The following is a 26076-nucleotide window of genomic DNA, read 5'->3' as shown; positions in this document are numbered from 1 at the left end:
GTCGCCAGCCTGCCCCAGACACGGACCGTTGCCGGCCTTCACCGCGGCCAGCATCTTCGCGTAGCCCTTTCCAACTGGAGGCGATCGTCTCGTACTTGACCTAGATGTCCTTGTGGCTCGCGTTGAATGCAGCGACAGCCTTGTCATAGCCCGGCGCCTAGCTCCGGAATTCGACAGTTGCCGGTCCGGCCGCCGAGGTCGGCGCGGCCGAGATGCCGGAGCCGCAGGTCGTGAGGACCGTACCTGCTGCCATGGCCACAGCTGCACGTCTCATGGCGGCGATGCGTGGACGTGCCATGGTGTTTCCTCCGACGGCTCAGGGAAGCGGTTGCTGATGGGCACGGGGCTTGAGGCGGCCCTTTGGACGAGGTGGTGCCCAACGGCGGGCCTATCGGAGATGGGTATTTCTCCGCATCATGCCCGGTTGCCCGGTTGCCCGGTTGCCCGGTTGCCCGGTTGCCCGGTTGCCGGGTCGACGGTGAGGCCCGTGGTCGATACATCGCCAACCAGCTGACTTCGATGTATCCGAGCTAGTCGACGCGACTATGAGGCCGCAGGTGCTCCCCTCCGGCCGTCCCCACCTGTTCGAATAGGTTGCAGAGTGTGGTCTGCGACGGGGATAAGTGTGCGATCGCGGGGCTCTTCCGTCAAGAGCTGCATCCTATCTATCCTTCTGTCCGTCGCGCGGAGGTTCGAATAGATGCCAAACATCCAGGACCTGCAGGAGGATCACGGTGCCCTCGATGACCGGCAGTGCGCCCAGCTGGGAAACCCACGCTGAGCGATGAGTGAGCCTGGGACGGAGGCGGTCCCAGGACCGGGTGGCGGCGGTTCCATACAGACGGGTCTGGGTCACTGCCTGTGTGTCGGGGGCGTTCCAGGTGTCCGGGTCACCGAAGACGAACTCGCCGCCGTGACGGGGCGGACGGCCCCTGGTGCCCGGCTGGTGTGGAGGAGTCGCCCGGCGCAGGACACGCTCCGAGTGCGTCCGGCCCAGCACATGCACCGGCAGATCCTTCAGCAGGAACGCCAGGCGGGCACGTCATCTCCGGCGTCCACCACGATCAGCACGGCAGGCGATGTCCGCGGGAACAGACGCCCCTCTGCCGCCCACATCCCCGCCGTTCGTCTGGCGCTTGCCCAGCTGCCCAAGACCCGTCATGCTGGAGCGCCTTGAGGGTGGACTCGCGGAGTCACAAGACCGGTGGGTGGATGGTGAAGCCGAGCATGCGCATCGCCCGTTCGACCTCCCGAACACTGAAGTCGCGCCGGTCTTGGCGGGTGAGGACGGCGCCGACCTGCATGAGGGGATAGCGGATGCCGCCGATCGCCACGGTCGTGCCGATGAGGGGTTCAGGGATCGTCCTGTTCATTGCTTGCTCGACCTCAGCTGCATGGAAGTAGAAGTGCTGGCGGGCGATCGTGACGCGCATCATGCCTCGACAGGGGTCAGGGGTCAGGGGGCGGAGCCGGAAGCCGTCGACGTCCTCGCGCTTCCGGCCGGAAGGGATGGGTGTCGCCGGAGCTGTTACACGACCGCGGCAGGGCAGGGGCGGCGCCGCAGGGGCGCCCCTGCGTGGTGGAGGTGTTTCAGCGCCTGGGCGTAGGAGGCGATCAGGCCGCTCTCGGTGTACGGGATGCCCGCTTCGGCGCAGTAGGCCCTGACGATCGGCTGTGCGCGGCGCAGATGAGGGGTGGGCATGCTGGGGAAGAGGTGGTGCTCGATCTGGTAGTTGAGACCGCCGAGCACGACGTCGATCAGGCGTCCGCCCCGGACGTTGCGGGACGTGAGGACCTGACGGCGGAGGAAGTCGGGCCGGTCGTCGCCGGTGAGGGTGGGCATGCCCTTGTGGTTGGGCGCGAACGTGCATCCCATGTAGACGCCGAACACTGCCTGGTGCACGGCGAGGAAGGCCAGCGCGTGGAGGGGTGTGAGGACCAGCAGCAGCGCGGCGCCGTAGCCGGCGATGTGCAGGCCGAGCAGGACCGCCTCCAGGGTCCGCTGCTTGTACGCCGGGCGGAACAGCGCCCGTACCCCTGCCACGTGCAGGTTCATGCCCTCCAGGGTGAGGAGGGGGAAGAACAGGTACGCCTGCCGGGCGCCTATCCAGCGTGACACGCCGCGGGCCACCCGTGCTTGGTCCTGTGACCACACCAGGACGTCGGGCACCACGTCCGGGTCGAGATCCTCGTGGTTGGGGTTGGCGTGGTGGCGGGTGTGCTTGTTCTGCCACCAGCCGTAGCTCATGCCCACGCACAGGTTCCCGGCGATCCGGCCGGCCGCCTCGCTGGGCCGGCGCAGCCGGAAGACCTGCCGGTGGGCTATGTCGTGTGCCACCAGGGCCACTTGGGCGAACAGCACGCCGAGCACCACCGCCGTCACCAGTTGCCACCACGTGTGCCCGAGCAGCGCGAACGCCACCCACGTACCCGTGTACAGCACCGCCAGGCCGCCTATCCTGGAAAGGTAGTACCCGGGACGCCGCGCCATCAGGCCCGAGTCCGTGATCCGGCGGGCCAGCGTGGCGAAATCGCTGCCCTGGCCGTTCGGTACGTTCTCCGGCTCGGTCGCGTGCGGACTTTGGCCGGTCGCCGCGGCAGCGGGGTCGATGCGGCCCCGGCTGGGAGCAGCGGGCAGAGGAATCTGGTCATTCGTTTCCTGCACGGCGGAGTCTTCCTCGAAGGCGGCGCGTGCCGGAAAAGAACTCCGCACTGGGTCATCGCACGGTGATCCGTAGAACGAGCCGATCAAATGATGGTGCGGATAAAGTAGGAACCGGATCCCGCACCGGAGGTGAAGGATCCGATGGTCGTGCATTTTTCCAGGTCAGGCCAGGACGATATTTTCCGCCTGCATGCCTTTGCGGCCCTGCACGAGGTCGAAGTTGACCTTCTGCCCTTCCTGGAGTTCGCGGAGTCCGTCGGCTGTGATGTTCGAGTGATGGGCGAAGACGTCGGTGCCATCGCCGTCCTGCTCGATGAAGCCGAAGCCCCTCTCCGGGCTGAACCACTTCACGGTGCCAGTTGCCATGCTGTTTCCTCCGGTCGGGACACTTCCCTGACCCGCGCGTCGCGGGCCCGGAGTCGCTGCGTTGACCCCATCTGGGTGGGCCGGAACAACAAAAATGCGCCCAGAGGGTCACATCCCGTCCGGCGCACACAGCACTCATGAGTACCAAAACTGCAACTTCGTCGACCGTAGCACGAGTGGAGACGGAATGGGCACTGGCTACGGAACGGGAGCAGGGTCTCTTCGCGACCGCTTCTCGTGATGCAGGATCCCTGCGCAAGGTTGATCCGGAACGCAGAACGCCGATTTTTGAGCGCCGTTCCGCATTTCGGCAGGCAAGGATGGAAAATCTTCCCCCCCTCGTGGCAGCCCGAGTGGTATGCCTTCGGAACCGGTGCGGGAACCCGCCGGCCGGCACTGGGCCGTGAAGGTCCGGTGCCGGCCGTTGCATTGCCTGTGGGGTGAGGGGTTCAGCCGCCGAAACCGTCGAAGGTGGCGTAGGTGCCCGACAGCTTCTCGATGACGATCGTGTGCGTGCCGGGGCTGAGCCCGTCCGCGGAGAACACGACGACGTTCGTGTGGCGTTGCCCGTCGTCCGAGGTGGTGGCCACTGTCTGCTGGGCCTGGTTGTCGACGGTGATCCCGATGTTTCCCTGGTCGGAGTTGAGCTCTCCGTAGACCTTGATCGAGGTCCCGGTGAAGGTGTAGGTGATCGTGGAGCCGTTTGCGGTGGCGTAGTGGATGTCGTCCAGGAAGTCGCCCATGCCGCGGCCCGAGCTGGTGCTGAAACCGCTGTAGGTGATGGTGGAGTCGGTGTCGTTGATGCGCGTGGGGTCGTCGACCGGGCGGCCCACCGAGACCTGGTAGGTGCGGGTGCCCGGCGGCACGGTGGCGATCAGGAAGCCGCTCGACAGCCGCTGGACATCGCGGTTCTTGAGCGTGCTGCTGCCCACGTACACCTTCGGGTTGGCGCCGAAGCCCTCACCGGCCACCAGGATGTGGTTGCTGCCGTCGGCCGCGGAGACGTACGAGACCTCCGGACCTGCGGACTTCACCAGTGCGGCGTGGTCGTCGCTCACTCCGGCCGAGGTGAACAGGGATTCGGGAATCTTCCCCGCGGTGGGCGTGGTGGAGAGGTCGCCGGGGCCGGGGGTGGAGGTCACTGTCGTGTTGTTGGAGACGTGCGAGTCGATCGGCAGTGAACAGGCGTAGGCCTCCGTGCTGCCCGAGAAGTAGCTGTCGCTAGTCCAGAAGTGGCCCGTGGACGAACAGCCTCCCTGCGATCTGGAACCGGCGTTGAACGCCACGTTCCCTTGCCAGTTGATCCACTCCGAACCGGCGTCGTCGTAGTAGGTGAAGTTGGTACGGGGGCTGTTGTAAGCGACGTTGCCATGCACCTGGAGGCCGTGCGCCAGGGTCTGGGCGGGGTCGACGGCACCGGTGGCGGGGACGGCATTGCCGTTCGCGTCCCGGTACTGGGCCTGGTGGCCCTCCACGTAGATGGCCCCGCCGTCCTGGCGCCGCTGCATCCAGTCGTGGAAGCGGTTGTTGCTGATGGTGTTGTTCTCGTTGATGTTGACCGAGTTCTGCGCGTCCCCGGCGTGGTCGACATGGCCCTGGATCACGCCGGCGGTGATGGCGGTGTAGGGCAGGTCGTAGAGGTTGTTGTGGGTGATCGTGGTGCCGCGGGAGAACAGCAAGGTGATGCCGCAGGCGGAGGAGTAGTCCGTACCGACCCGGTGGATGACGTTGTCCGAGACGGTGGTGTCGGTGAGGATCTCGTTGGCGCCGATGGTGTCACCGCTGACCGCAGCCGGGTCCGGCGTGCAGTGCTGCTTGATCCCCTCGGGGGGCGACAACTGCGCGCTGGTCGCGCCCACCGGGAGCACCGGCGTCGGGTCGTAGGTGCAGCCGAGCAGGATGCCCGTCGAGGCGATGTCGGTGAACTCATTGCCCTGGATGCGGGTGTTGACCGAGCCGTACATCACGCTCAGGCCCGCACCGCCGAGTTCGGCGAAGCGGTTGCCGGTGAGGGTGACATCGTGCGCGGCGCTGAAGGCGACGTTGGCCTGCGGCTGGGTCAGTCCGCCCCAGGGGCAGCTGCCCGCGGGCGCCGAGAACTCGCACATGGCCTGGTTGCCCTTGGTGGACCCGCCGGCCGGGGCCTCGGTCATCCGCAGGTTGCTCTGCACATCGGAGAACCCGGCCGCGCCGGAGGGGCCGTTCCAGGTGGCATACGAGAACTGGAGCCCCTTGAAGGTGAGGTCGTGCACCGGGGTCGCCAGCGTGCCCGCGCCCTGGAGCAGCGACTCCAGGCGGGGGAGTTCGACGGCGAAGCTCTTCAGCGACTGGCCAGCCAGCGGCTTGTAGTAGAGCTTGCTCGCGGCCGAGTCGAGGTACCACTGGCCCGGGCGGATCAGCGCCTTGGCGTTGGTCACGAAGGAGGGCTTGGTCCCCGGGTTCATCGACGGCAGGCCGCCGCTGGCATGGCTGAACGAGGCGCGCCGGGTGGTGTTGGTCCAGCACGGCTGCGTCATGGTGAGCGCGGCGGTGGCGCTGTCGTAACCGGCGACGCGGCAGCGCGACTCGGTCCAGGGGCCGTTGCCCCCCGGGTAGTCGAACTCGACCTGCTGCAGCTCGTCGGCACTCAGCGCGCCGAACCACGCCTTGGCGGCGCTGTCGCCGCTGATGTTGTAGCCGTCGGTGGTCCCGGTCCAGCTGCCGGCGAAGCCGAGTTGGGCGGGGGTGGCCTGGGCGACCGGCGCCTGGCGGCCGTCGACGTACAGCTGACGGGACTCGCTGCCCGCGGGTACCGAGGCCGACCACAGGCCCGCGGTGCCCGTGTCGGTCCACTTGTGGATGCGGGTCGCGCCGGAGATCACCGGATGCGCGCCGTCCGCGGCTTCCCAGACCACCGGGTGCCCGGCGGTACCCGAGTCCTGGGCGCCGAACTTCCAGGTCGAGCCGAGGCGGTACGTGCCGTCCCCGAGCTTGACGTCGACGTCCCCGGCGCTGCCGCCGGCCACCACGTCACGGACCTTGGTCTGGGCGCCGGACAGCGAACACGGCGCCGTCTGCGTGCAGTTGGTGCCTGTGCCGTCGGGCGCGGCGTAGAGGGTCAGCGTGGTGGTGGCGGCCTCGGCGGCGGAGCCGAAGGCCGGAACGAGGAAGGCGGCGGCCAGGCCAGTGGCGACGGCGAACGCCCAGGCGGTGGCCGGACGCCGCACAGCAGGTCTCTTATGCATGACCAGCCGTCCCATCGACCGCACACGTCGGTCTGTTCATGACACGCTCCCATCGGGGGTGTGGGTGGATGCGGTCCCCGGTGCCTGTGAAGCAGTGCACGGGGGCCCAAGGAGCGGACCCGCGTACGGAACCGGATCGGGCCGGGACCGCCCGGGGGCCGTCACCCCCGACTCATCGGAGGTATTAATGCACTCCGACACTCCGCTGTCCAGGCATAGAACAGAAACTGCTGGCTAGAAGCCGCGCGGGACGGCGTTTGTCGAGCGTTGGGGCGTCGATAGATAGGATCATTGAAGGGATGTCCGCAACGGCTTGGGCCGGACGACGGGCCATGGAGTCCCTGGCGTACAGGTGACCGTCGTGGCCGATGCCCACTTCCCATCGGTGGATCCAGGATGATACGTAATCAGCCGTCGGATGTTCCACGCAGCACCAGGTGAGGCCACCTTCGCGCGATATGGTTGCGAGATTGTGCACTAACTCCCTTGACTTCTGCGCAAGTTGCCACACAATTCTCGATGGGCATCGCACCTCCAGGGCTACATCCCCCGAGAACGGAGTGGCACGTGGCGAAGAAGCGACGCCGACCGAGGATCGAGGTCATCACCCGACGATCGGCCCCCGACGCCCTCACTCCGGGCGGCGGTGGTGCACACGTAGCGACCCCTTTGATCGTCACCTCCGACCAGTGAGTGACCGGCTGCGCGGGCGGCTCGGCGAGGGTCAACTACGCGCAGGGCCACGGCTACGGCTCACCCGGCGGCGAGGTCGTCGACACCTCGTACTCGCCCTCCCACCGAGGGCGGTGGCAGCGGCCTGTACGGGCGGTTCTCCAACGGCATCTCGCTCGGCGGCTCGACGCCGGCCTCGGGGGGGCGACCCCACGGTCACCTTCCAGTGGGGCGGTGCCTCGCCCCCTTTGACGGCTGTACGTGACGGCCGGGAACGCCGGGGCTCGTGTCTGATCGCCAACAGTACGGCTATCGGGGCTTGGAGGAGTGCGACCTGACAGACGACCGACCGGCGGCGCCGCCCCGGCGGCCTCGGCCCCGCGCCCCTTTGCGCGAGGCCGCGGCCACACGCCCGGACCGAGGGCACGCTCGACGCCGCCGTGCCCGACACCGTCCACCGATGCGCTAGGAGGCGCGATGCTCCGGATGCACAGCCCCCTCAGAAACGCGGTCATGGCGACCGTGTGCTCACTCGCCCTGGTCGGCCCGCTCGCGGCCACGGCACAGGCCCGCCCGCCCGCCGTGAACCAGGCATCCACGCCGATCTACCTCGACACCCACTACTCCTTCTCCGAGCGCGCGGCCGATCTGGTCTCGCGGATGTCGCTGAGCGAGAAGGTGCAGCAACTGCGCACCAACAACTCTCCCGCGATCCCGCGACTGGGCGTGCAGCAGTACACGTACTGGAGCGAGGGCCAGCACGGCATCAACGACCTGCACGGCGGCGACACCAACCACGGCTCAGTGACCGGCGGCGTGCACGCCACCAGCTTCCCCACGAACTTCGCCGCCTCGATGTCGTGGGACAAGGACCTCATGTACCAGGAGACCACCGCGATCTCCGACGAGGCCCGAGGTCTGCTGGACAAGTCGCTCTGGGGCACCGGGCAGAACAACCTCGGTCCCTCGAAGGACGACTACGGCATGCTCACCTACTGGGCGCCGACGGTGAACCTCGACCGCGACCCGCGCTGGGGACGCACCGACGAGGCGTTCGGCGAGGACCCCTACTTCGTGGGCCAGATGGCCGGCGCCTTCGTCAACGGCTACCAGGGGCAGACCGAGGACGGCAAACCGCAGGGCAAGTACCTCAAGGTCGCCTCGACCGCCAAGCACTACGCCCTGAACAACACCGAGAACAACCGCATGGGCATCAGCTCGAACGTCACCGACGACGACCTCTACGACTACTACACCGCCCAGTTCAAGAGCCTGATCGAGAAGGCGCACGTCTCGGGCCTGATGACCTCGTACAACGCGATCAACGGCACACCGTCGGTGGCGAACACGTACACCACGAACCAGATCGCCCAGCGCACCTACGGCTTCAAGGGCTACATCACCTCCGACTGCGGTGCGGTCGGCACCACGTACAACAGCTTCCCCAGCGGCCACAACTGGGCCCCGCCCGGCTGGACCACCGACGGAAAGGGCGGCGGCGCCACCTGGACCAGCACCGCGACCGGCCAGAAGGTCTCCGGCGCGGCCGGCGGCCAGTCGTACGCGCTGCGGGCCGGCACAGACGTCAACTGCACCGGCGGCGAGGCCACCCTGCCCAACCTGGAGCAGGCCGTCCAGGCCGGGATCATCAGCGAGGGCGTCATCGACAACGCCCTGGTGCACCTGTTCACCACCCGTATGGAGACCGGGGAGTTCGACCCGGTGGACCAGCAGCCGTACACGAAGATCACCAAGGACGTGATCCAGTCCCCGGCCCACCAGGCGCTGGCCACCAAGGTCGCCGACAACGCGCTGGTGCTGCTGCAGAACGACACACCGGCCGGAGCGAGCACCCCGGTGCTGCCCGCCGACCCGGCCTCGCTGAACAAGGTTGTCATCGTCGGCAACCAGGCCGGCAAGGTCACCCTCGGCGGCTACTCCGGCGACCCGGCGCTGAAGGTGAACGCCGTCCAGGGCATCACCGACCAGGTCAAGGCCGCCAACCCCAACGCCCAGGTCGTCTACGACCCGGCCGGCACCTCCACCACCGCGACCGGCGTGGCGACGCTGAGTGCCCAGACCCAGGACGACATCAAGACCGCGGACCTCGTGCTGATCGCCGTCGGCACCGACAGCGCCACCGCCGGCGAGGGCCACGACCGCACGAGCCTTGCGCTGCCCGGCAACTACGGCAGCCTGATCGACCAGGTCACCGCCCTGGGCAACCCGAAGACGGTGCTGGACATCCAGTCCGTCGGACCGGTCTCCCTCGAGTCCTACCGCGGCAAGGTCGCCTCGATCGTCTTCTCCGGCTACAACGGCGAGAGCCAGGGCACGGCCCTGGCCGACATGCTGTTCGGCAGGCAGAACCCCGGCGGGCACCTCAACTTCACCTGGTACAAGGACGACTCGCAGCTCCCCGCCATGTCCGACTACAACCTGAGCCCGAGCGGTACCGGCGGGCTGGGCCGCACCTACCAGTACTTCACCGGCACCCCGAGCTACCCCTTCGGCTACGGACTGAGTTACAGCACCTTCGCCTACTCCCACGTCCACGCCAACCGTTCCTCGGTGAACGCGGACGGGACGGTCGACGTCGGCTTCGACGTCACCAACACCGGCAGCGTGCCCGGAACCACCGTCGCCCAGCTCTACGCGGCCACCCCCTTCACCGTCCAGGGCCGGGAACTGCCCGCGAAGCGCCTGGCCGGCTTCCGGAAGACCCGGGTCCTGCAGCCCGGCGCCACCCAGCACATCACCCTGCGGGTGAACGTCCCCGATCTCGCCTTCCACGACGGTCAGAAGGCCAAGGACGTGGTCTACGAGGGCACCTACCGGTTCGACGTCGGGCCGGACTCCGCCACCACCGCCGGATCCGCGGCGGTCGCCGTCCGCGGCAGCCTCACCCCGCACCTGCGGTACGTGACGGTGCAGCCCGAGAACGTCGTGTACCAGGCCGGCGACACCGTCGACCTGACCGCCCGCAACCAGTGGATCAAGGACGACACCGACCCGGCCGCCCAGCCCGGGCGGAACATGAGCGTCACCGCCGACCACGTCGTCGAGGCGGTCAACGACGACGGCTCCTTCCTGGACCTGTCCGCGGCCCGGGTCACCTACCGCAGCAGCGACCCGTCCGTGGCCACGGTCAGCCCCAAGGGGCTGGTCACCGCGGTCGGCAGCGGCGTGGCCACGATCGACGTCACCGTGAACGGGGTCACCGGTTCCGCGGTGATACGCGTGCTGCACCCGCTGAGCGTCAACGCCACCGCGATCGTCCGGCACGGCTCGGGCGCCACGGTGACCACCACCTACGCCAACCCCGGCAGCACCGTGCTGCGCGACGCCGCCGTGACACTGACCGTGCCCGACGGCTGGGCCGCGACACCGACCTCGCCGGCCACGTTCCCGACCATCCCCGCGGGCGCCTCGGTGAAGACCACCTGGACCGTCACGCCTCCCGCCGACGCCGAGACCGGCACCTACTCCGTACAGGCCGCGGCAAGCTACCGGGGCGCGGGTGAGAGCGACACGGCCAACGGGCAGGTCGTGGTGCCGTACTCCTCGATCGGTGACGTGGTGACCAACATCGGCGTCAGTGACGACGCCGCCCCAGGCGCCGGCAACCTCGACGGCGGGAACTCCAGCTTGTCCCAACAGGCCCTCGCCGCACAGGGGATCACCTCCGGCGGCACCGTCACCCACGACGGCCTGACCTTCTCCTGGCCCACCACCGGCACCGGCAAGCCCGACAACATCGTGGCCAGCGGCCAGACTGTCCCGCTCGCCGGCTCCGGCACCACCCTGGGCTTCCTCGGCACGGCCGACTACGGCAACGCCTCCGGCAACGGCCTCATCACCTACACGGACGGCACCACCCAGACCTACACACTGTCCTTCAACGACTGGTGGAGCAACAGCGCTCCCCCCGGCAGCGACATCCTGGCCACCTGCACCTACTTCAACAAGCCGGCCGGCAAGGCCAACCAGCACGTCAGCGTCTACGCCGCCACCGTCCCCCTCCAGCCGGGCAGGACCGTGGCCTACGTGACCCTCCCGAACATCGGCCCCAACGCCGCCAGCGGCCAGGTGGCCATCCACCTCTTCTCGCTCGCGATCGGCTGATGGAGGTGTCCAGCAAACGGCGGATCTGTTGATCGCGGAGACGCCAAGCGAGTAGCTCAGGAACCGTGGCTCGGACGATGCGCCGAGGCTGGTCGGCGACGGACTCAAGGGCCTTCCCGGCGCGGTCGAGATGATCTGGTCCGAACCATCGATAGACGAAATCGTTCGGGCCCGCGGTCGGTTCCCCACCGAGTCGCACGATCGAGGGGCGGTCTCCGCGAGACCGCCCCTCGATCGTTCAACGCCCCGCCCCTCTCCACCCGTCCGGTAGAACCCGCAGGTCAGGTCGCAGAATCATGGGAGAGTCCCGGTACTCCAGGAGTCGCTCGTGACTGTCCTGGCCGGCAGAGCTTTGCCGCCGGTAGTGGCACTGTTTCGCGCGGAGTCGGTGTCCGCGGCCGTATGGCGACCAGATTCATCGATAGTCGGGCAAGTGCTGGATACGCAGCGTGAGGGCAGCCGGCGAGCGTCGATCGCCGCGGTCGACCGCGGCGGCAGTCCTGGATCGTTGCTTGGCCCGGCGACCCATCAAGGCGTGGCGGGTCGGTTCGGGCTATGTGTGCGCAAGTCGTTGACGTCTAGAGACTCGTGACTTACCGTCACTCCCGATAATCGATAAGGAACCGTGGGTGCACCTCATCGGACCGCGTGAAAGGTGTGGGCATGCGCAGACGAATACACTCCATGTTGGGGGCTGCGAGCTTGACGCTGCTGGCGGCGGTGGGAATCGTGGCACCCTCCCCGATCGCGCACGCGGCGCCGCCCTCGCCGATCACGCACGCGACGCCCGGGCGCACCTACTACATCGCCACCAACGGCTCGGACGCGAACCCGGGAACGATCGGCGCCCCGTTCAAGACCCTGGAGCACGCGCGGGACGCGATCAGGGCGCTGAAGGCGCGCTCGGGTCTGCCGTCGGGCGGGGTGACCGTCTATCTCAGGGGCGGCCGGTACACCCGCACTTCGACCTTCGCTCTGAGTGCCGCGGACAAGGGCACCGCCTCGGCGCCGATCACCTACTCGGGCTATCCCGGTGAGACGGTCTACCTCGACGGCGGGAAGACGATCAGCCCCTCCGACGTCCGTCCGGTGACGGATCAGTCCGTGCTGGCCAGGGTCGTCGAGCCCGCGGCGAGGCCCCATCTCGAGCAGATAGACCTCACTCGCCGCGGCATCAGGGACTTCGGCGAATACGGTCCCCGTGGGTTCAACCGCGCCTACACGCCATCGCCTCTGGAGTTGTTCATCGACGGGCGGCCTCAGACCATCGCCCGGTATCCCAACGTCGGTCAGCCGGACATCCCGGTGGGGAAGGTGGTCAGCGCCGGGAGCATCCCTCGCAACGGCGACTACGCCATGAACAAGCCGACGTTCGGCTACTCGGATACGAGGGTGGACAAGTGGGCGCAGGCCACTGACGCCTACGCCTCCGGCACGTTCCACCACAGCTACGCCGACGACTCGATCCGGATCGACAAGATCGACACGACCGCCAAGACCATCACGCTGGCTATTCCGCACATGTACGGGGTGGCGCAGGGCTCGGAGTCGAAGTGGCACGCGGTCAACCTCCTGGAGGAGATCGATGTTCCAGGCGAGTACTACGTCGACAAGGAGACCGGCAAGCTCTACCTCTATCCGCCCTATGACCTCAGTGCCTCCCTCATCCAGGTGTCCATGCTGAAGGACCCGCTGGTGTCCATGATCGACACTGACCACACCCGGTTCGCGCACATGGTGTTCGAGAACTCCCGCGGGATGGGCGCATACATGGAAGGCGGCACTGACAACTACCTGAACGGTGTGACCCTCAGGAACCTGGGTCAGGTCGGCCTCATGGTCGGCCAGGGGACCGTTCCGCTCGCCGAGGGGCAGTACGGCGGTGACGCCTTCACCGCGGACGGATCGCCTCAGCCGGCCTCCGACACGATCGGGGACTGGAACACCAGGATTTACCGGTACGCCGCCTGGAACCGCAATGGCGGGACCGACAACGGCATCAAGAACTCGGACATCTACAACACGGGTGAGGGCGGCGTCATCCTCGGCGGAGGCGACCGCAAGAGCCTCACCCCTGCGGGCAACTTCGTGGACGACTGCGACATCTTCCAGGTCACCCGTCTCGACAAGTCCTACAAGGCGGCTGTCAACATCGACGGGGTCGGCAACCGGATCACTCACAGCCTGTTGCACGACGTGGCCGGTCAGGCGATTTATCTTCACGGCAACGACCACACGATCGAGTACAACCAGATCTACGACGCGCTCCAGGGCATGAACGAGAACGGTGCCATCTACATGGGGCGGGACCCCAGCGAGGTGGGCAACAAGATCCAGTTCAACTTCTTCCACCACATCGTCAGGACCCTGCTGGAGAGCTCGCCGTCGTATCCGCAGGCGATCTCCTTCGACGACAAGTCCGGGTTCAACAGCGTCTCCCAGAACTACTTCTTCCAGACCAACGGCGACCCCCAGGTCATCGGCTTCAACGGCGGCGGGAACACCTCTGCCCCGAACAACATCGCGATCGACACCACGCATCTGGTGCAGAACTCGACGAGCACCGCGTACTCGGCCATGCACAACGACCCGCTGATCAGCACGCGCGTGAACACCTCGGATCCCGCTGACTTCCGCGGCGTCTCCGTCTCCACGGAACCGTACAAGACCGCGTACCCGTACCTGGCATCGCTCTACACGAGCAACGTCAACCCAGGGAACAAGACCTGGAACAACCAGGTCGTCACGGGCAACTACTCGGACTTCGTCGACCCCACGCACATGGACTTCACCGTCAAGTCCACGTCGCCGATGATGTCCCAGACCGCCACCGGCGTGGACGACCCCGTGCAGGGCCTCTCGAACGCGACAGTGCCCTTCCAGGCGCCACCGTTCGCCCAGATGGGCCTGCAGACCAACCCGGACCGCGGCTCCCTGCTGCCGCAGCCGGCCACCCCGTCCGTCGAGCCGAAGGTGGGGACGGTCTTCTTCGACGGCTTCGAGAACGGTACGTCGAACTGGACGTCCGGAGCCGGCCTCCCCGTCCCCAGCGGGCAGCGGTCGCACAGCGGGAAGTCGGCCTTCGTCACCGACGACAACCGGGACTACATCTACCGGGACTTCGGCGCGGGCACGCATAAGAAGGTCTCGATGTGGTTCTTCGACAACGGCTCGAAGACCGTGCAGGCCATGGGGCGCGTCGACAACGGTCCGGCCAGCGACGGCACCACATCCCGTTCGCTGGGCGTCAGCACATCCAGCGCCGGCTTCTACGTCTACCGCATCGGCACGACCATCACCCCGACCACCGTCCCCAGGACGAATGGCTGGCACGAGTTCATGTGGGACTACACCTCGGGAACCAAGCTGGACATGTACATCGACGGCACGCTGGTCGTGTCCGACCCCAGCATCACGAGCTTCACCACGGTGGCCATGGGCAACTGGTGGTCCGGAGCCGGGCTGTACTACTTCGACGACGTCGATGTGTACGACGATTCCGCGGTCGTGGAGAACTTCGAACACGGCCTCGGGGCGTGGACTGTGGACAAGGGGACACCCTCGACGACCACCGCTCCGCTGTCCCGGGGACTGAGCTACACGACAAGCGGGCGCACCTCCGTGATCAGCCGGTCGTTCCCCGGGCAGAACAAGGTGGCCACGGTGGAGTTCTACGACAATGCCGCTGACCGCGATCTCCAGACCATGGCCAGAGCGGACGCCACGCCGTGGTCCGACCCCACCGGCTGGCGGGGCATCGGCGTCAACACCCGGGTCTCGCCCACCAAGTACGTCATTCGCGTCGGCACCGCCAGCATGGCCACCACGGTCACCCGCACGACGGGCTGGCACAAGCTCGAGTGGGACTACAGCTCAGGCACACACCTGGACATGTACATCGACGGCGTCCTGGTCACACCATCAGGCGGAGTGGCCGGGGTGACAGGTTTCCACCAGATCGCCCTGGGCAACTGGCAGGCCGGCGGCCGGTCCGGCACGACGTACTTCGACGACGTGACGGTGGAGTAGGGCCACCTCGACCAGGCGGGCCCCAGGCCGCTTCGGCCTGGGGCCCGCCCTGCTCGTCGGCATCGCATGGCGTTCCGCCTGCGGCACCCCGCCGACCGATGACTCGAGTGAAGAGGGATCAGGGGGAACGCCCTGGACGGTGCCGCCGCATGGCCGGTGAGGACCATGCGGCGGCACAGAGCTCAAGGGCGGCTGGAGGTCACTGGGCGTAGACGCCGAACTCGGCGAGGGCCCAGCCGTAACCGGTGGCCGGGGCGCCGGTCTTGGCGCTGGCCCAGTTGCTGACGCTGAGTTGTACGTAGCGCGCCTTCACCGGGGTGAACGCGTAGGTGTGTGACTGGCCGCACTTCGTCACGCCGTGGGCGGCGCAGCCGTCGGTGCCCCCGGCGTCCGCCTCGCTGGCGACGGTGGTCCAGCTGCTGCCGTCCGTGGAGACCTTGATGTCGTAGCCGACCGGGTAGTTCTCCCAGTCCGGGGCCACGGACACCCGCCCCACGGTGGTGGCCCCGCCCAGGTCGACCTGCAGGCTCCAGGGATCGCCTGTGGTCGACTGCGCGAGGGTCGAGGGATTCCCGTCGACCGCGTTCTCGGTGGGCTTGCCCCACCCTGTCGCCGGGGTTCCGTTGAGCATGGTGACCGGCTTGAAGTGGGCGAGGTCCGGGTCGGGGGCCGGGGGAGTGGTCGTGGCCGCCCATGCCTGCGGTGCGGCGTTCATGGTGAAGTCGAGGTGCCCGCCGCGCGTCAGGTCGGTCTGGCTCAGGAACGGCTCGGTGATCTGCTTGCCGTTGAGTGCCAGGTTCTGGACGTAGGGGTTGGCACCCGCGCCGGGGGAGGAGATGACCAGCGGGCGGTGGCCTCCGGGGAGCTTGAGGGTGACCTTGTCGAAGAAGGGGCTGCCGACGGCGTACTGGCCGGAGGCGGGGTTGACGGGGTAGAAGCCCATCGCGGAGAACAGGTACCAGGCCGACATCTGGCCGCAGTCCTCGTTCCCTGACAGGCCGTCAGGGGCGTCCTTGTAGTTGGCGTTCGCGATCTGGTGGACCAGCTCCTGCGTCCGCCAGGGCCGGCCGGAGTAGTCGTAGAGGTACGGGATGTGGTGGCTGGGTTCGTTGGTGTGGTTGTTGTGACCACCCGCGAAGTAGCTGTCCAGCCATGAGGTGAACTTCTCGTCGCCTCCCTTGAGCGCGATCAGGCCGGGGACGTCGTGCATGACGTCGTTGGTGTAGACCCACTGGTCGCCTTCGGTCCAGCCACCGCCGGCCCAGGAGCCGTCGAGGTTGCGCGCCTGCATGAAGCCGGTGCCGGCGTTGTACTCGTTCCGGTAGTTCTTGCTTCGGTCCAGGAAGTACGCGGCGTCGGAGTCCTTGCCTGCTGCCTTGGCGACCTGCGCCACGGCGTAGTCCTCGTAGGCGAAGTCGAGGGTCCGCGTCCCGGCCTCCGCCGTGTGGTCGGCCGCCACCCAGCCGTTCTGCTTGTACCAGGTGAGCCCGGCTCGGGCCTCCACCGGCGTGCCCTGCTGGCGGTCGCCGTACCAGAGCGTGGTGTCCTGGTCGGGCGGTGTCATGGCGTCCTTGTACACGGCCTGGTAGGCGAGGTTCAGGTCGAAGCCGTGGAAGCCCTTGGCGATGTCCTCCGCGATGACCGAGTCGGCGCTCGTGCCCTCCATGATGTTGGTCTCGGTGATGTTCTTCCACATCGGAAGCCAGCCGCCCTGCTGGTAGTCCTGCAGCATCGACGTCACCATGCCGTTGATGCGCTCGGGCGCGAACAGGGTGAGGAACGCGTTCTCGGCCCGGAACGTGTCCCACAGGGAGTACCCGGTGTAGCTCACCCCCTTGTGGACCTTGTCGTCGTAGGCGCTGTAGTAGCGGCCGTGCTCGGACATCTCCGACGGGTACTGCAGCGCGTGGTACATCGCGGTGTAGAAGGTGGCGCGCTGCCCGGGGCTCGCGCCGCTGATGTCGACGCGGTCGAGCTTGTCCGCCCACGCGGCCTTGGTCCTGGCGACGGTGGTGTCGAACTTCTGGTGGTCGGGGATCTCCGCGTCCAGGTTGGCCCGCGCCTGGGCGACCGAGATGAACGAGGTCGCGATGCGCACGCCGACCGTCACCGTGCCGGCGGGGAAGCGTACGTAGGCCGCCGCGTTCTGGTCGGTGCGGTCGTCCTGCCCCTCGTACTGCGTGGCGCCACTCGCCGTGCCGTAGCTGGCGAACGCGGTGTCGAAGCGCGCGACGAAGTAGCCCTTGAAGCCCGTTGCCTTGAAGGGCCCGAGGTTGCTGTCCTGGCGGTCGGGGTTGTACCCGGTGATCTCCCGTGTGGCCGGATCGACGTGGACGTTGCCGGTGATTCCGGCCCGTGTCGCCTGCATCACGAAGTTCGACGCCTCGCCCTGCGGGTACGTCAGCCGCAGCATGCCGACCCGCGACGTGGCGGTGAGCTCGGCGCGCAGCGTCTGCCCGGGCGACGGGTGCATGTTCACGGTGTACTTCTCGGGCGATGCCGTCTCGTCGCTGTGGCTGTAGGGCAGGCCGCGATCGGCTTCCGCGGTCTTGACCGCACCGACGCCGGGCATGCCGACCACGTATCCCGAGTCGCCCATCCAGATCGCGGGCTGATGCGTGCCGATGAAGCCGGTGATCTTCGGATCGTTGAGGTGGTAGGGCAGCCGGCTGACGTAGTTGACCCGCGTCATCGGGGACCAGCGCGTCATGCCGAACGGCGGTGCCGTGCTGGGGATCATGCCCCCGTACTCGGTGCTGCTGGATCCCGTCGTGCCGATGAAGGGATCGACGTTGTCCACGTTCGAACCCTGGTGCGGGGTACCCAACGGCTCCGCGGCCGCCGCGTTCGCCGCACCGACCGGTACGACAAGCGTGGCCAGCAAGGCCATCAGAATCGTGGCCGCTCGCGAGACCGGCCTCGACGGCCGCACGCCGCGGGGCGCGACCGGTCTCGTGCTGAGAGGTCTGAGCCTCTCATTGAGGCTCGTTCGAAGAAGCATCCTGCCTCCAGTGAGTGGATGATTGACAACGTTGTCAGTATGGCGGTAAGTGGCCGTTGCCGAAACTGGTCGGGGGCCGGTGCGGTGGCTCATCCTCCGCTCCGGCTCCCCGACCTCGTTCGGATCACTTCACGGTCAGCCGCCGACGCCGACGGCGAAGATGTGCAGTGAGGAGTTCTGCGGCAGTTGGACCGCCGCGACCGTCTTGCCCTGGGCCAGCGGCACGCTGTTGTAGTAGACGTCGTACTGGTAGCCGTGGTTGGCCGGTCCCGACGGGGTGTTGCGGTAGGTGCTGATGATGACCGGCTGGGCGCCGAACTGGGTCGGGGTGTCGCTGAGCCAGTTCGGGAAGCCGAGCGTGCCGGTCGAGGTGGTTCCGTCGGTGTAGTAGACGGTGACGGTCCCCGAGGGCGCTCCGATGCCGGATCCGAGGAAGGCCAGGGATGCGCCGGTGCCGGAGACGGCGATGATCTGGCCGTCGGCGGCGACGTCGTCCTTGGTTCCGGACGCGGCGCTCGGCCAGGTGAAGGCGATGTCGTTGAACTTCAGGCTCGCCCCGGCCTTCGCGCCGGCCGCGGCCAGCGCCTGCGCCGAGAAGCTGTTGCCGTAGCCGTCGAAGTCGCCCAGTGACGGCGCCGAGTCGTCGGTGATGCCGACGTGGTTGAAGGCCGCCGCGAGGCTGGGGAAGGCGACGGGCAACACCAAGGTGGCGTCGGTGCTGCCGGGGCCCTTGGGATAGGAGACGGACACCTGGCTGGTCTGCGTGCCGGAGGCGGCGTCGGCCGGGACGCGGACGGTCCACGACGCGGTCGCTGTGGCTCCCGGGGGGATCGTGCCGACACTCGCGCTCGCGTCAGCGGCGGTCCAGCCGGTCGGCAGTCCGAGAGTCGCGATCACCCTGGATATCGGCCTCGTGCCGGGGTTGGTGACGGACGCGGTCAGCGTGACCGACTGGCCCGGGGCCGCAAAGCCGCTGTCCGCCGCCAACGCCACCTCGGGAGCGGCGCCCACGGTCCCGGTCGTGAAGGTGCCCTGGGCGTCGGCGACTCTGGGACCGCCCTTACCGGTGACGGTGAACGTGGCCGGCCGGTCGTCCTTCGCGATGCCGGTGATGCCGCCGGTGTCCGGGTTGAGCGTCACACCCTCGGGCAGCTTGCCGGAGGTGACCGAGTAGCGGATCGTTCCCGGGCTGTTGGTGGCCACCCGCGCCTCGTAAAGCCTGTTCGCGGCCGTCGCGGGCAGACCGGTCGTGGTGAACGCCGGGGCCGGGGCCGTCACGGTCTGCGCGGGGCCGACGGGGTTGCCGGAGCCGTCGAGCTGCTGCAGCGACCAGGAGTGGTCGGGGGTGATGACGCTCAGGTGCCAGTGCGTCGACTGGTCCCGCAACTGTGCGCGCTGTTCGGAGGTGAACGCGCCGAGGTTGCGTGCCGTGTCCCACTGCTTGATGGCGTCCAGCCGCTGGGCGGTGCTCGAACTGCCGTTCAGGCTGGAGACCGAGGTCTGGAATCCCGCTCCGGCGTTGAGTCCGGCGCCCCGGGCCAGGTCGTCCTCCACCGTCTGGACGCTGTTGTTCAGGGAGATCCAACCGAGCATGCCGGGAAGGTAGTTGGCCTGGTAGTAGGCGTTGTTGAGGAAGACCTGCTTCATGCTGGTCGAGCCGACCTCGCCCCAGCTGGCGCGGGACAGGCCGTCCCAGAAGTTCGACCCCATGCGGCTGGTCTCGGAGATGAAGCCGTCCTTGGCCTTCTGCTGGCGGAACGTGCCGTTGACCAGGCTCGCTATGCCGTACGCCCCCCAGCCCGCCTGCGAGGCCGACTCCAGACCGTCGAAGGACATCGCCTTGGTACCGGTGGTGTTCGCGATCGTCGAGAAGCGCGTGGCGATCGCGTTGATGATGTTCAGGTTGCCCAGAGCCCCGCCGTACTCGTTCTCCGGAACCCGCGAGGCTGTTGCGCCACTGGGGTGGGCCGTGGCGGTGGAGCTCCATCGGCCGCGGCTCAGGCCCGTGACCTGGCACTGCCCGCCGACCGTGCTGGACGAGCCGTAGCTGAGGAACTCGCCGCCGATCAGCAGCTGGTTGCCCAGGGCGCCGTCCGCGAGCGGTGCGCAGCTGGTGAGGTAGGCGGTGGTGTCCCCTGCTGCCAAACCTTGGGCCAGTGTGGTGCTCTGCCCGAGCGCCAGGTCAGGGCTGGGCACCGGCTTGACGTAGGCGTCGGATGTGTCGATGAAGTCCGACAGCGTGTGGGTCCCGACCTGGACGCCGTCGGCGTTCGCCTGGCTCACCAAGGCCGCGGCCGCGCTGTCGGTACCGCCGAAGGAGCCGTTGAACTCGTAGTGCCCGGCGGACTTCCAGGGTCCTTCGGCGTTCGGCAGCGAGTAGATCACCTTGATCCCGGCGGCCTTCGCGTACGCGGCGGCCTTGTCCACGTCGCCCGTGTTCAGATCGGACAGCACCAGGAACGACTGGGAGGTGGCCTGTGCGGTCTTCTGCCACTGTCCGTTGATCGTCGGGTACGGCAGGCCCTGGCCGGTGGCTATCGCCGACAGCACCGTGGGCGCCATGTCCGGGGTGGTGCCGAACAGCGCGACGCTCGAGCCGACGACGGAGCCCTGGCTCCCGGGCAGCGGTCCCTCCGGGATCGGGTAGGTGGTGTCGCTGTTGTTGATGGTGGTCTGGCGGTCTCGCTGCTTGGTGTAGTCGAACGTGAAGGCGCGCAGCAGAGTCCCCCAGGGGGTCCTGGCACCCACGCTCCACTCCTCCAACCCGTCCGGCGACACCTGGAGGTGGGAGGGGTTGGAGTCGACCTCGTTCTGCCAGCCGATGGGGGTGTTCACCTCCTCGCGTGGCCAGCCGCCCTCAGTGCGGTCGGTCAGCGGCTTCATCCCGACGGCGAAGCCGTTGTCGCGCACGACGCCGACGGCTTCACCGAGCGTCTGGGTGATGGCGGTCGGCAGCGGGCCCCACAGCAGCGTCTGCAGGTCGCCGCCGTCGGGCGCGACGGCCTTGGTGACGGTGAACGTGGAGTAGGTCGTCTTGTCCAGGACGGCGACATCGATCTCGAAGCCGTCGGCGCCCGTGAACACGAGCTGGTTGTCGGCGCCGAGGGTCAGCTTGCTCGGCTCCACCTGATGACCGTCGACCATCAGACTGACCAGGGGGGCGGTGCCGTGCCCGGTCGCGATGTAGTTCTTGCCCGTCCGGCTGTCGGTCAGGGCGGTGACCTGGCCGGTGCCGCTCAGATTCAGATGGAGGTATCCGGCGTCGATCGCGACGCCTTTGGAGCCGTCCGGCCCGGCGGCGGTGGCCGTTCCGGTGACGGCCCCGGTCACTGCCAGGGCCGTGGCCAGCACGGCCGTCACGCCGGCCCTGACTCGTCGTCTGCGTGTTCTGGCTGGAGGTGCCATGACGCTTCCTCTCGATGATGAGTGGTCTGTGCGTGGTGGTACCGGTGGTGCGTCCCGTGAGGGGAACCGGGCGGTGCTGAACGCCTGCAACGCCCCCGTGCCGTTACAGCTCGACCACCGTCCTGTTCTTGCGGGCGCGCTCGGCAGCGAACACGACACGGTGGCTGGCCAGGCTGGTCTCGATACCGGAGACGATCAGGTCGGGGCGGCCTGAGTGCAGCGCGTCGACGAAGGCGTTGAACATCGCCTCGTCGCCGCCGGCATGCCCCTCGGCGGCGGCGGAGCCGTCCAGGGACGTGTCGTGGATGGTGCGGGTCTCGCTGCGGAAGTCGTAGACCTCGATGTGGCGGCCGTCGCCGGTGATCTGGCCGCGCGTGCCGAAGATCTTCGTGTGGCGGTTCTCCAGCGGGGTGAACGCGGTGAGCGTGAAGGAGGCGGTGACCCCGCCCTCGAACTCCAGGCCCACGACCTGGTGGTCCACGACGTCGTTGTCGCTCCGGTACACGCACCTGCCGTAGGGACCGTCGGTCAGCGCGGCGGTCACGGCGCTCTCGGTCAGTTCCCCGGCGGCCGCGATGTGCGTGAAGTACTGCTTGGTGCCGCCTTTGCGCAGGCCCTCGCGGTACACCGTTGCCGCCGAGTACGCGCACGTGTCCTGGAGCGGGCAGGTGACGCAGCGATCCGTGGCCCCTTCCGGAGCGGCTTCGGCCCGGAAGTGCGTGAGGGAGCCGAACGACGACACCCGGGACACCCGCTGCCCGACAAGGTCGCAGATCCAGTCGATGTCGTGGCAGGACTTGGCCAGCAGCAGCGGTGACGACTCGTCCTCGCGCCGCCAGTTTCCGCGCACGAACGAGTGCGCGAAGTGGTAGTAGCCGATGGGCTCCAGGTGCTCCAAGGACACGACGTCCCCGACGGCGCCGGCCTGCAGCAACTCCTTGAGCTTGACGGTGTAGGGCGTGTACCGCATGACGTGGCAGAGCGCCAGCGCCACCCCGCCGCGGCGCGCGGCTTCGGCGATCGCGTCACAGTCCTCCTCCGTCGTCGCCATCGGCTTCTCCAGCAGCAACTGATAGCCGAGTTCGGCCAAGGCGACGGCCGCTTCGCGGTGTTCGGCGTCCTGGACCGCGACCACGGCGACGTCCGCGATGCGCGGCCGATCCAGCAATTGGCGCCAGTCGGCGAAACAGAATTCGGGCCCGAGGCCGTGACGGGCGGCGAACGCCGCACGTACCTTCTCGCGGGGCTCGGCGACGGCGACCACCTCGGCCTGTCCGGGACGCTTGAGCGCGAGGTCGGCGTAGGCCGAGCCGCGGGCGCCGGCCCCGAGCACGGCGAACGTCAGGGGACGGTCCATCGGTGCCGTCGAGGCGCCGTTGATGAACTGGTCCGGCGCGCAGCCGGTGATGGGGTTCAAGAGTGTGCTCCCAGGAGAATGCGGTACGACCGGGCGTCGAGCGGCTCAGCCCTTGGTGGCGCCGCCGGTCAGGCCTTTGACGAAGTGGCGTTGGAAAGCCAGGTAGAAGGCGAGGATCGGCACGGTGGCGAGGAACATCAGGGCGAAGACCTGTCCGAAGTCGCTCTGGTGCTCGCCGATCGCCCGGTAGATGCCGACGGTCACGGTGGTGCCGCTGGCCGGTCCCAGGATGATCAGTGGGTTGAGGAAGTCGTTCCACACCCATACGCCAAGGAAGATCAGCACGCTGGCCGAGGCCGGGCGCAACAGGGGGAAGACGATCCGCCAGAACGTGCGGAAGCGCCCGGCACCGTCGAGCGCCGCCGCCTCTTCCAGCTCGATGGGGATGGTCTTGACGAAGCCCATGAAGACGAACACGCCGAACGGGACGTAGTAGCCGGCATTGGTGAGCACCATGCCGGGCACGGTCGTCATCAGGCCGAGGTGGCGCAGTACCTCGGTGACCGGCTCCAGGATCACCGCCTGCGGGATCATCAGTCCGCACAGCAGGACTGCCAGAGTGGCCTTGGCCCACGGCGACTTCGAGCGCGCCAGGTAGTGGCCGAGCATGGCCGAGAACAGCGTGAGGACGGTGATCGAGACCGCGGTGATCTCGACGCTGTTGATCAGGCCGTACCAGAACAGGTGGTCGGGCCGGTCCAGCACGTTCCTGATCGACGTGAGGTCCGGCGGGATCGGCAGGCTCACCGGGTGCGCGGTGATGTCCGAGCCCTTCTTGAACACGTTGACGAGTACGACGTACAGGGGCAGGAAGAACACCGCGGTGACGAACGTGGCGGCGATCGGGCGGAACCAGGCGTGGGCCTTCACAGGGTGACCTCCCGCCTCTGGAGGAAGCGCAGGGCGACGACGGAGATCGCGGCGATGATGATCAGCATCGTGGTCGCCATGGCCGCGCCGTAACCGATGTGGTTGCCCGTGAAGGTGGTCTGCACGACCTGGAAGGCGACGGTGGCGGTGGTGCCGTTGCCCGGGCCTCCGTTGGTGATCACCTGGATCTGGTCGTACGCCTTGAAACCGGTGATGAGCAGCATGACCGTGTTGATGGTCAGCGCCGGGGCCAGCATCGGCCAGGTGACGTTGCGGAACCGCGCGATGCGGCCGGCGCCGTCCAGGGAGGCGGCCTCGTGCAGGTCCGCCGGGACGCCCGCAAGGCCGGCGAGGTAGACCACGACGCAGAAGCCGAGCATCTGCCAGGTGATGATGAAGGCCACGGAGTACAGGGCGAGATCGGGATCCGACAGCCAACCCGGCGGATGGTGCCAACCCAGCGACTTCAGCGCGGAGTTGAGCAGGCCGTCGTCCTGGAGGACCGCCTGCCAGATCACGGAGACGACGACCGAGGACAGCACGACCGGAGTGAAGAAGACGCTGCGCAGCGCGTTGTAGAGCCAGCCGCGCCGGTCGAGCAACTGCGCGATGAGCAGCCCGAGGACGTTGGCCGCGACGGTCACGATGACGGTGACGATCACCGTGTTCTTCAGCGCGCCCGTGAAGTCCGTGTCACTGAACAGGCGGGTGTAGTTGCGGAACCCCACCCACTTGGTCGGCGGGTTCGCGGGATTGCGGTTGGTGAAGCTGGCACTGATCGTCATGGCGATCGGTACGAGTACGAACAGCAGGTAGGCGATCAGGCCGGGGGCGCCGAAGGTCAGGAAGTGCCCGAGCTTCACCAGGCGTCCGCTCTGCGGTGCTCCCGCTCCGCGGCCGCCCCGGCTGTTCCCGCGCCCCGTTCGGGTGCCGCCTGTGACGGGTTCCCCCGCGGCGGTGGCGCCCGGGGGCGGCGCCACCGCGCTCTCGGTGACCGGTTCGGCTCTCACTGGGTCGCCTTGGCCCATTCGCTGTCAAGGAACGAAGCGAAGGCGGACGCCGACATCTTGCCGTTGATCAGGTCGGCGACACCGGCTGCCGCCTTGTCGGGGACGCCGGCCGGCAGCGAGCCGTCACCGGTCTCGATGGAGAAGGCGTTGACGACGGCGTGCTGCTTCACCGCGTTCTGGTACAGGTCGACGGTCTGCTGGTAGACCGGCCCCATGTCGGTCGGTGGGGTGTAGTCCTTGAGCGCGATGATCGAGCCGTCGGTCTTCACGCCGGCGTCCAGTGTCTGCTTGTCGAGCATGAACGCCAGGGCCCACTTCTTGGCCAGTGCGACGTTCGATGCCTTGGACGAGACGCTCATGCCTCCGCCGGTGTAGGCGGGGAGGGCGAGCGAGCCGTCGTCGGAGGGCCAGGCGAACACGCCGACGTCGAAGTTCGGCTTCTTGGAGTCGGCCGAGACCGCGAACCACGAGCCCATCGGGTACATCGCACCCTTGTTGTCGCGGAAGGCCTGTTCGTCGTCGGCATAGGAGCGGGACAGTCCGGCGCGGTCGATATAGCCGTTCTTGGCCAGGTCGCGTACCTTCTGTGCGGCCTTGACGAACCGCGGATCGGTGAACTTCACCTTGCCCGCGGCCCTCTGCGACAGCCAGTCGGGGGTCTGCCGGTAGGTGTCGGTGGCCACCGTGGCGATCAGCGGGTACATGTCGGCCCAGGTGTCCTTGCCGCCGCCGCCGACCACGAACGGGTTGACACCCTTGGCCTTCAACTTGGCGCAGTCGTCGAGCAGTTCCTGGTAGGTCTTCGGCGGCGCGGCGATCCCGGCGGCTGCGAAGTCGGACTTGTTGTAGTACACGAGCGGCGTCGGCTGCGTGTTGTAGGGAAGCTGGTAGATCTTTCCGTTGATCGGGTTGGAGTGCGGCGAGATGAAGTCCGTCAGTTCCTGGTCCGTCCAGGGCGCCAGCTGCCCGGCCTGCGCGAAGCCGTTGGGCGAGACTCCGATCATGATGTCCGGAAGCTGTCCGGACGCGGCGAGCTGCTTGGCGTAGCCGGTGCGGTCGACGGACGGGGCGACCAACTTGCGGATGGTCACGCCGGGCACCTTGGCCGAGGCGCGGGCTATCGCGTCGTCCCAGTACTTGGCGGTCAGGTTGGGCGTCTCGAAGGTCAGGAAGGTCAGGGTGACATCGCCCTTGGCCGCGCCGGACGGTTTCGGCGAGCTGCCGGCCGTACAGGCGCTCAGCGCGAGCGCTGCGGCGAGCGCCGCGGCGCCCAGGAGTCTCTTGCGCATCTG

12 protein-coding genes and 1 pseudogene are annotated in these 26076 nt (G+C 67.9%); 2 read left to right on the top strand and 11 right to left on the bottom strand.

All coding sequences use genetic code 11. The annotated features are described in order from the left end of the window. Positions 1-715: 715 nt before the first annotated feature. The 5 genes and pseudogenes from ACH4TG_RS09330 to ACH4TG_RS09310 form a co-directional block, all read right to left on the bottom strand. Positions 716-1077 (bottom strand): annotated as a pseudogene (locus tag ACH4TG_RS09330) (transposase); the annotation flags it as partial. A 116-nt stretch (positions 1078-1193) separates the two neighbouring features. Beyond that, positions 1194-1436, bottom strand: a complete 243-nt coding sequence (locus ACH4TG_RS09325) for an SCO5918 family protein (protein WP_398241561.1) — start codon at positions 1434-1436, stop codon at positions 1194-1196. Between the two features lie 92 nt (positions 1437-1528). Continuing rightward, positions 1529-2611 carry a fatty acid desaturase family protein gene (locus tag ACH4TG_RS09320; RefSeq protein ID WP_398241691.1) on the bottom strand — a complete coding sequence of 361 codons (1083 nt, stop codon included), beginning with the start codon at positions 2609-2611 and terminating at the stop codon, positions 1529-1531. 216 nt (positions 2612-2827) lie between these two features. Next, entirely contained in the window at positions 2828-3031 is a 204-nt protein-coding gene (locus ACH4TG_RS09315; RefSeq protein ID WP_398241560.1) for a cold-shock protein, read from the bottom strand. 449 nt (positions 3032-3480) lie between these two features. After that, positions 3481-6255: a hypothetical protein gene (locus ACH4TG_RS09310; RefSeq protein ID WP_398241559.1), complete on the bottom strand. Its 2775-nt coding sequence runs from the start codon at positions 6253-6255 to the stop codon at positions 3481-3483. A 1185-nt stretch (positions 6256-7440) separates the two neighbouring features. Here ACH4TG_RS09310 and ACH4TG_RS09305 point away from each other — a divergent pair. Both ACH4TG_RS09305 and ACH4TG_RS09300 read left to right on the top strand, forming a co-directional pair. Further along, positions 7441-11052: a glycoside hydrolase family 3 C-terminal domain-containing protein gene (locus ACH4TG_RS09305; RefSeq protein ID WP_398241558.1), complete on the top strand. Its 3612-nt coding sequence runs from the start codon at positions 7441-7443 to the stop codon at positions 11050-11052. A 663-nt stretch (positions 11053-11715) separates the two neighbouring features. Continuing rightward, positions 11716-15081 carry a hypothetical protein gene (locus ACH4TG_RS09300; RefSeq protein ID WP_398241557.1) on the top strand — a complete coding sequence of 1122 codons (3366 nt, stop codon included), beginning with the start codon at positions 11716-11718 and terminating at the stop codon, positions 15079-15081. Positions 15082-15280: 199 nt separating this feature from the next. Here the strand turns inward: ACH4TG_RS09300 and ACH4TG_RS09295 are convergent, their stop codons facing one another. From ACH4TG_RS09295 to ACH4TG_RS09270, 6 genes are all read right to left on the bottom strand, one after another. Then, positions 15281-17965, bottom strand: coding sequence for a GH92 family glycosyl hydrolase (locus tag ACH4TG_RS09295; protein ID WP_398241556.1), 2685 nt, complete (start codon positions 17963-17965; stop codon positions 15281-15283). A gap of 252 nt (positions 17966-18217) precedes the next feature. Further along, positions 18218-21442: an NEW3 domain-containing protein gene (locus ACH4TG_RS09290; protein WP_398241555.1), complete on the bottom strand. Its 3225-nt coding sequence runs from the start codon at positions 21440-21442 to the stop codon at positions 18218-18220. Positions 21443-21590: 148 nt separating this feature from the next. Beyond that, entirely contained in the window at positions 21591-22904 is a 1314-nt protein-coding gene (locus ACH4TG_RS09285; RefSeq protein WP_398241554.1) for a Gfo/Idh/MocA family protein, read from the bottom strand. Between the two features lie 45 nt (positions 22905-22949). Further along, complete coding sequence (locus ACH4TG_RS09280; protein WP_398241553.1) at positions 22950-23774, bottom strand: carbohydrate ABC transporter permease; 825 nt, start codon at positions 23772-23774, stop codon at positions 22950-22952. Beyond that, positions 23771-24637, bottom strand: coding sequence for a carbohydrate ABC transporter permease (locus tag ACH4TG_RS09275; protein WP_398241552.1), 867 nt, complete (start codon positions 24635-24637; stop codon positions 23771-23773). Before ACH4TG_RS09275 ends, ACH4TG_RS09280 begins: the two co-directional genes overlap by 4 nt. A gap of 143 nt (positions 24638-24780) precedes the next feature. Next, complete coding sequence (locus ACH4TG_RS09270; protein ID WP_398241551.1) at positions 24781-26073, bottom strand: ABC transporter substrate-binding protein; 1293 nt, start codon at positions 26071-26073, stop codon at positions 24781-24783. Positions 26074-26076: the final 3 nt, after the last annotated feature.

Source organism: Streptomyces sp. NPDC020917 (genome assembly GCF_044333795.1).
Classification (GTDB): Bacteria; Actinomycetota; Actinomycetes; order Streptomycetales; family Streptomycetaceae; genus Actinacidiphila.
The sequence above is the reverse complement of the archived record's forward strand: the minus strand, read 5'-3'. Positions and strand labels throughout refer to the sequence as shown.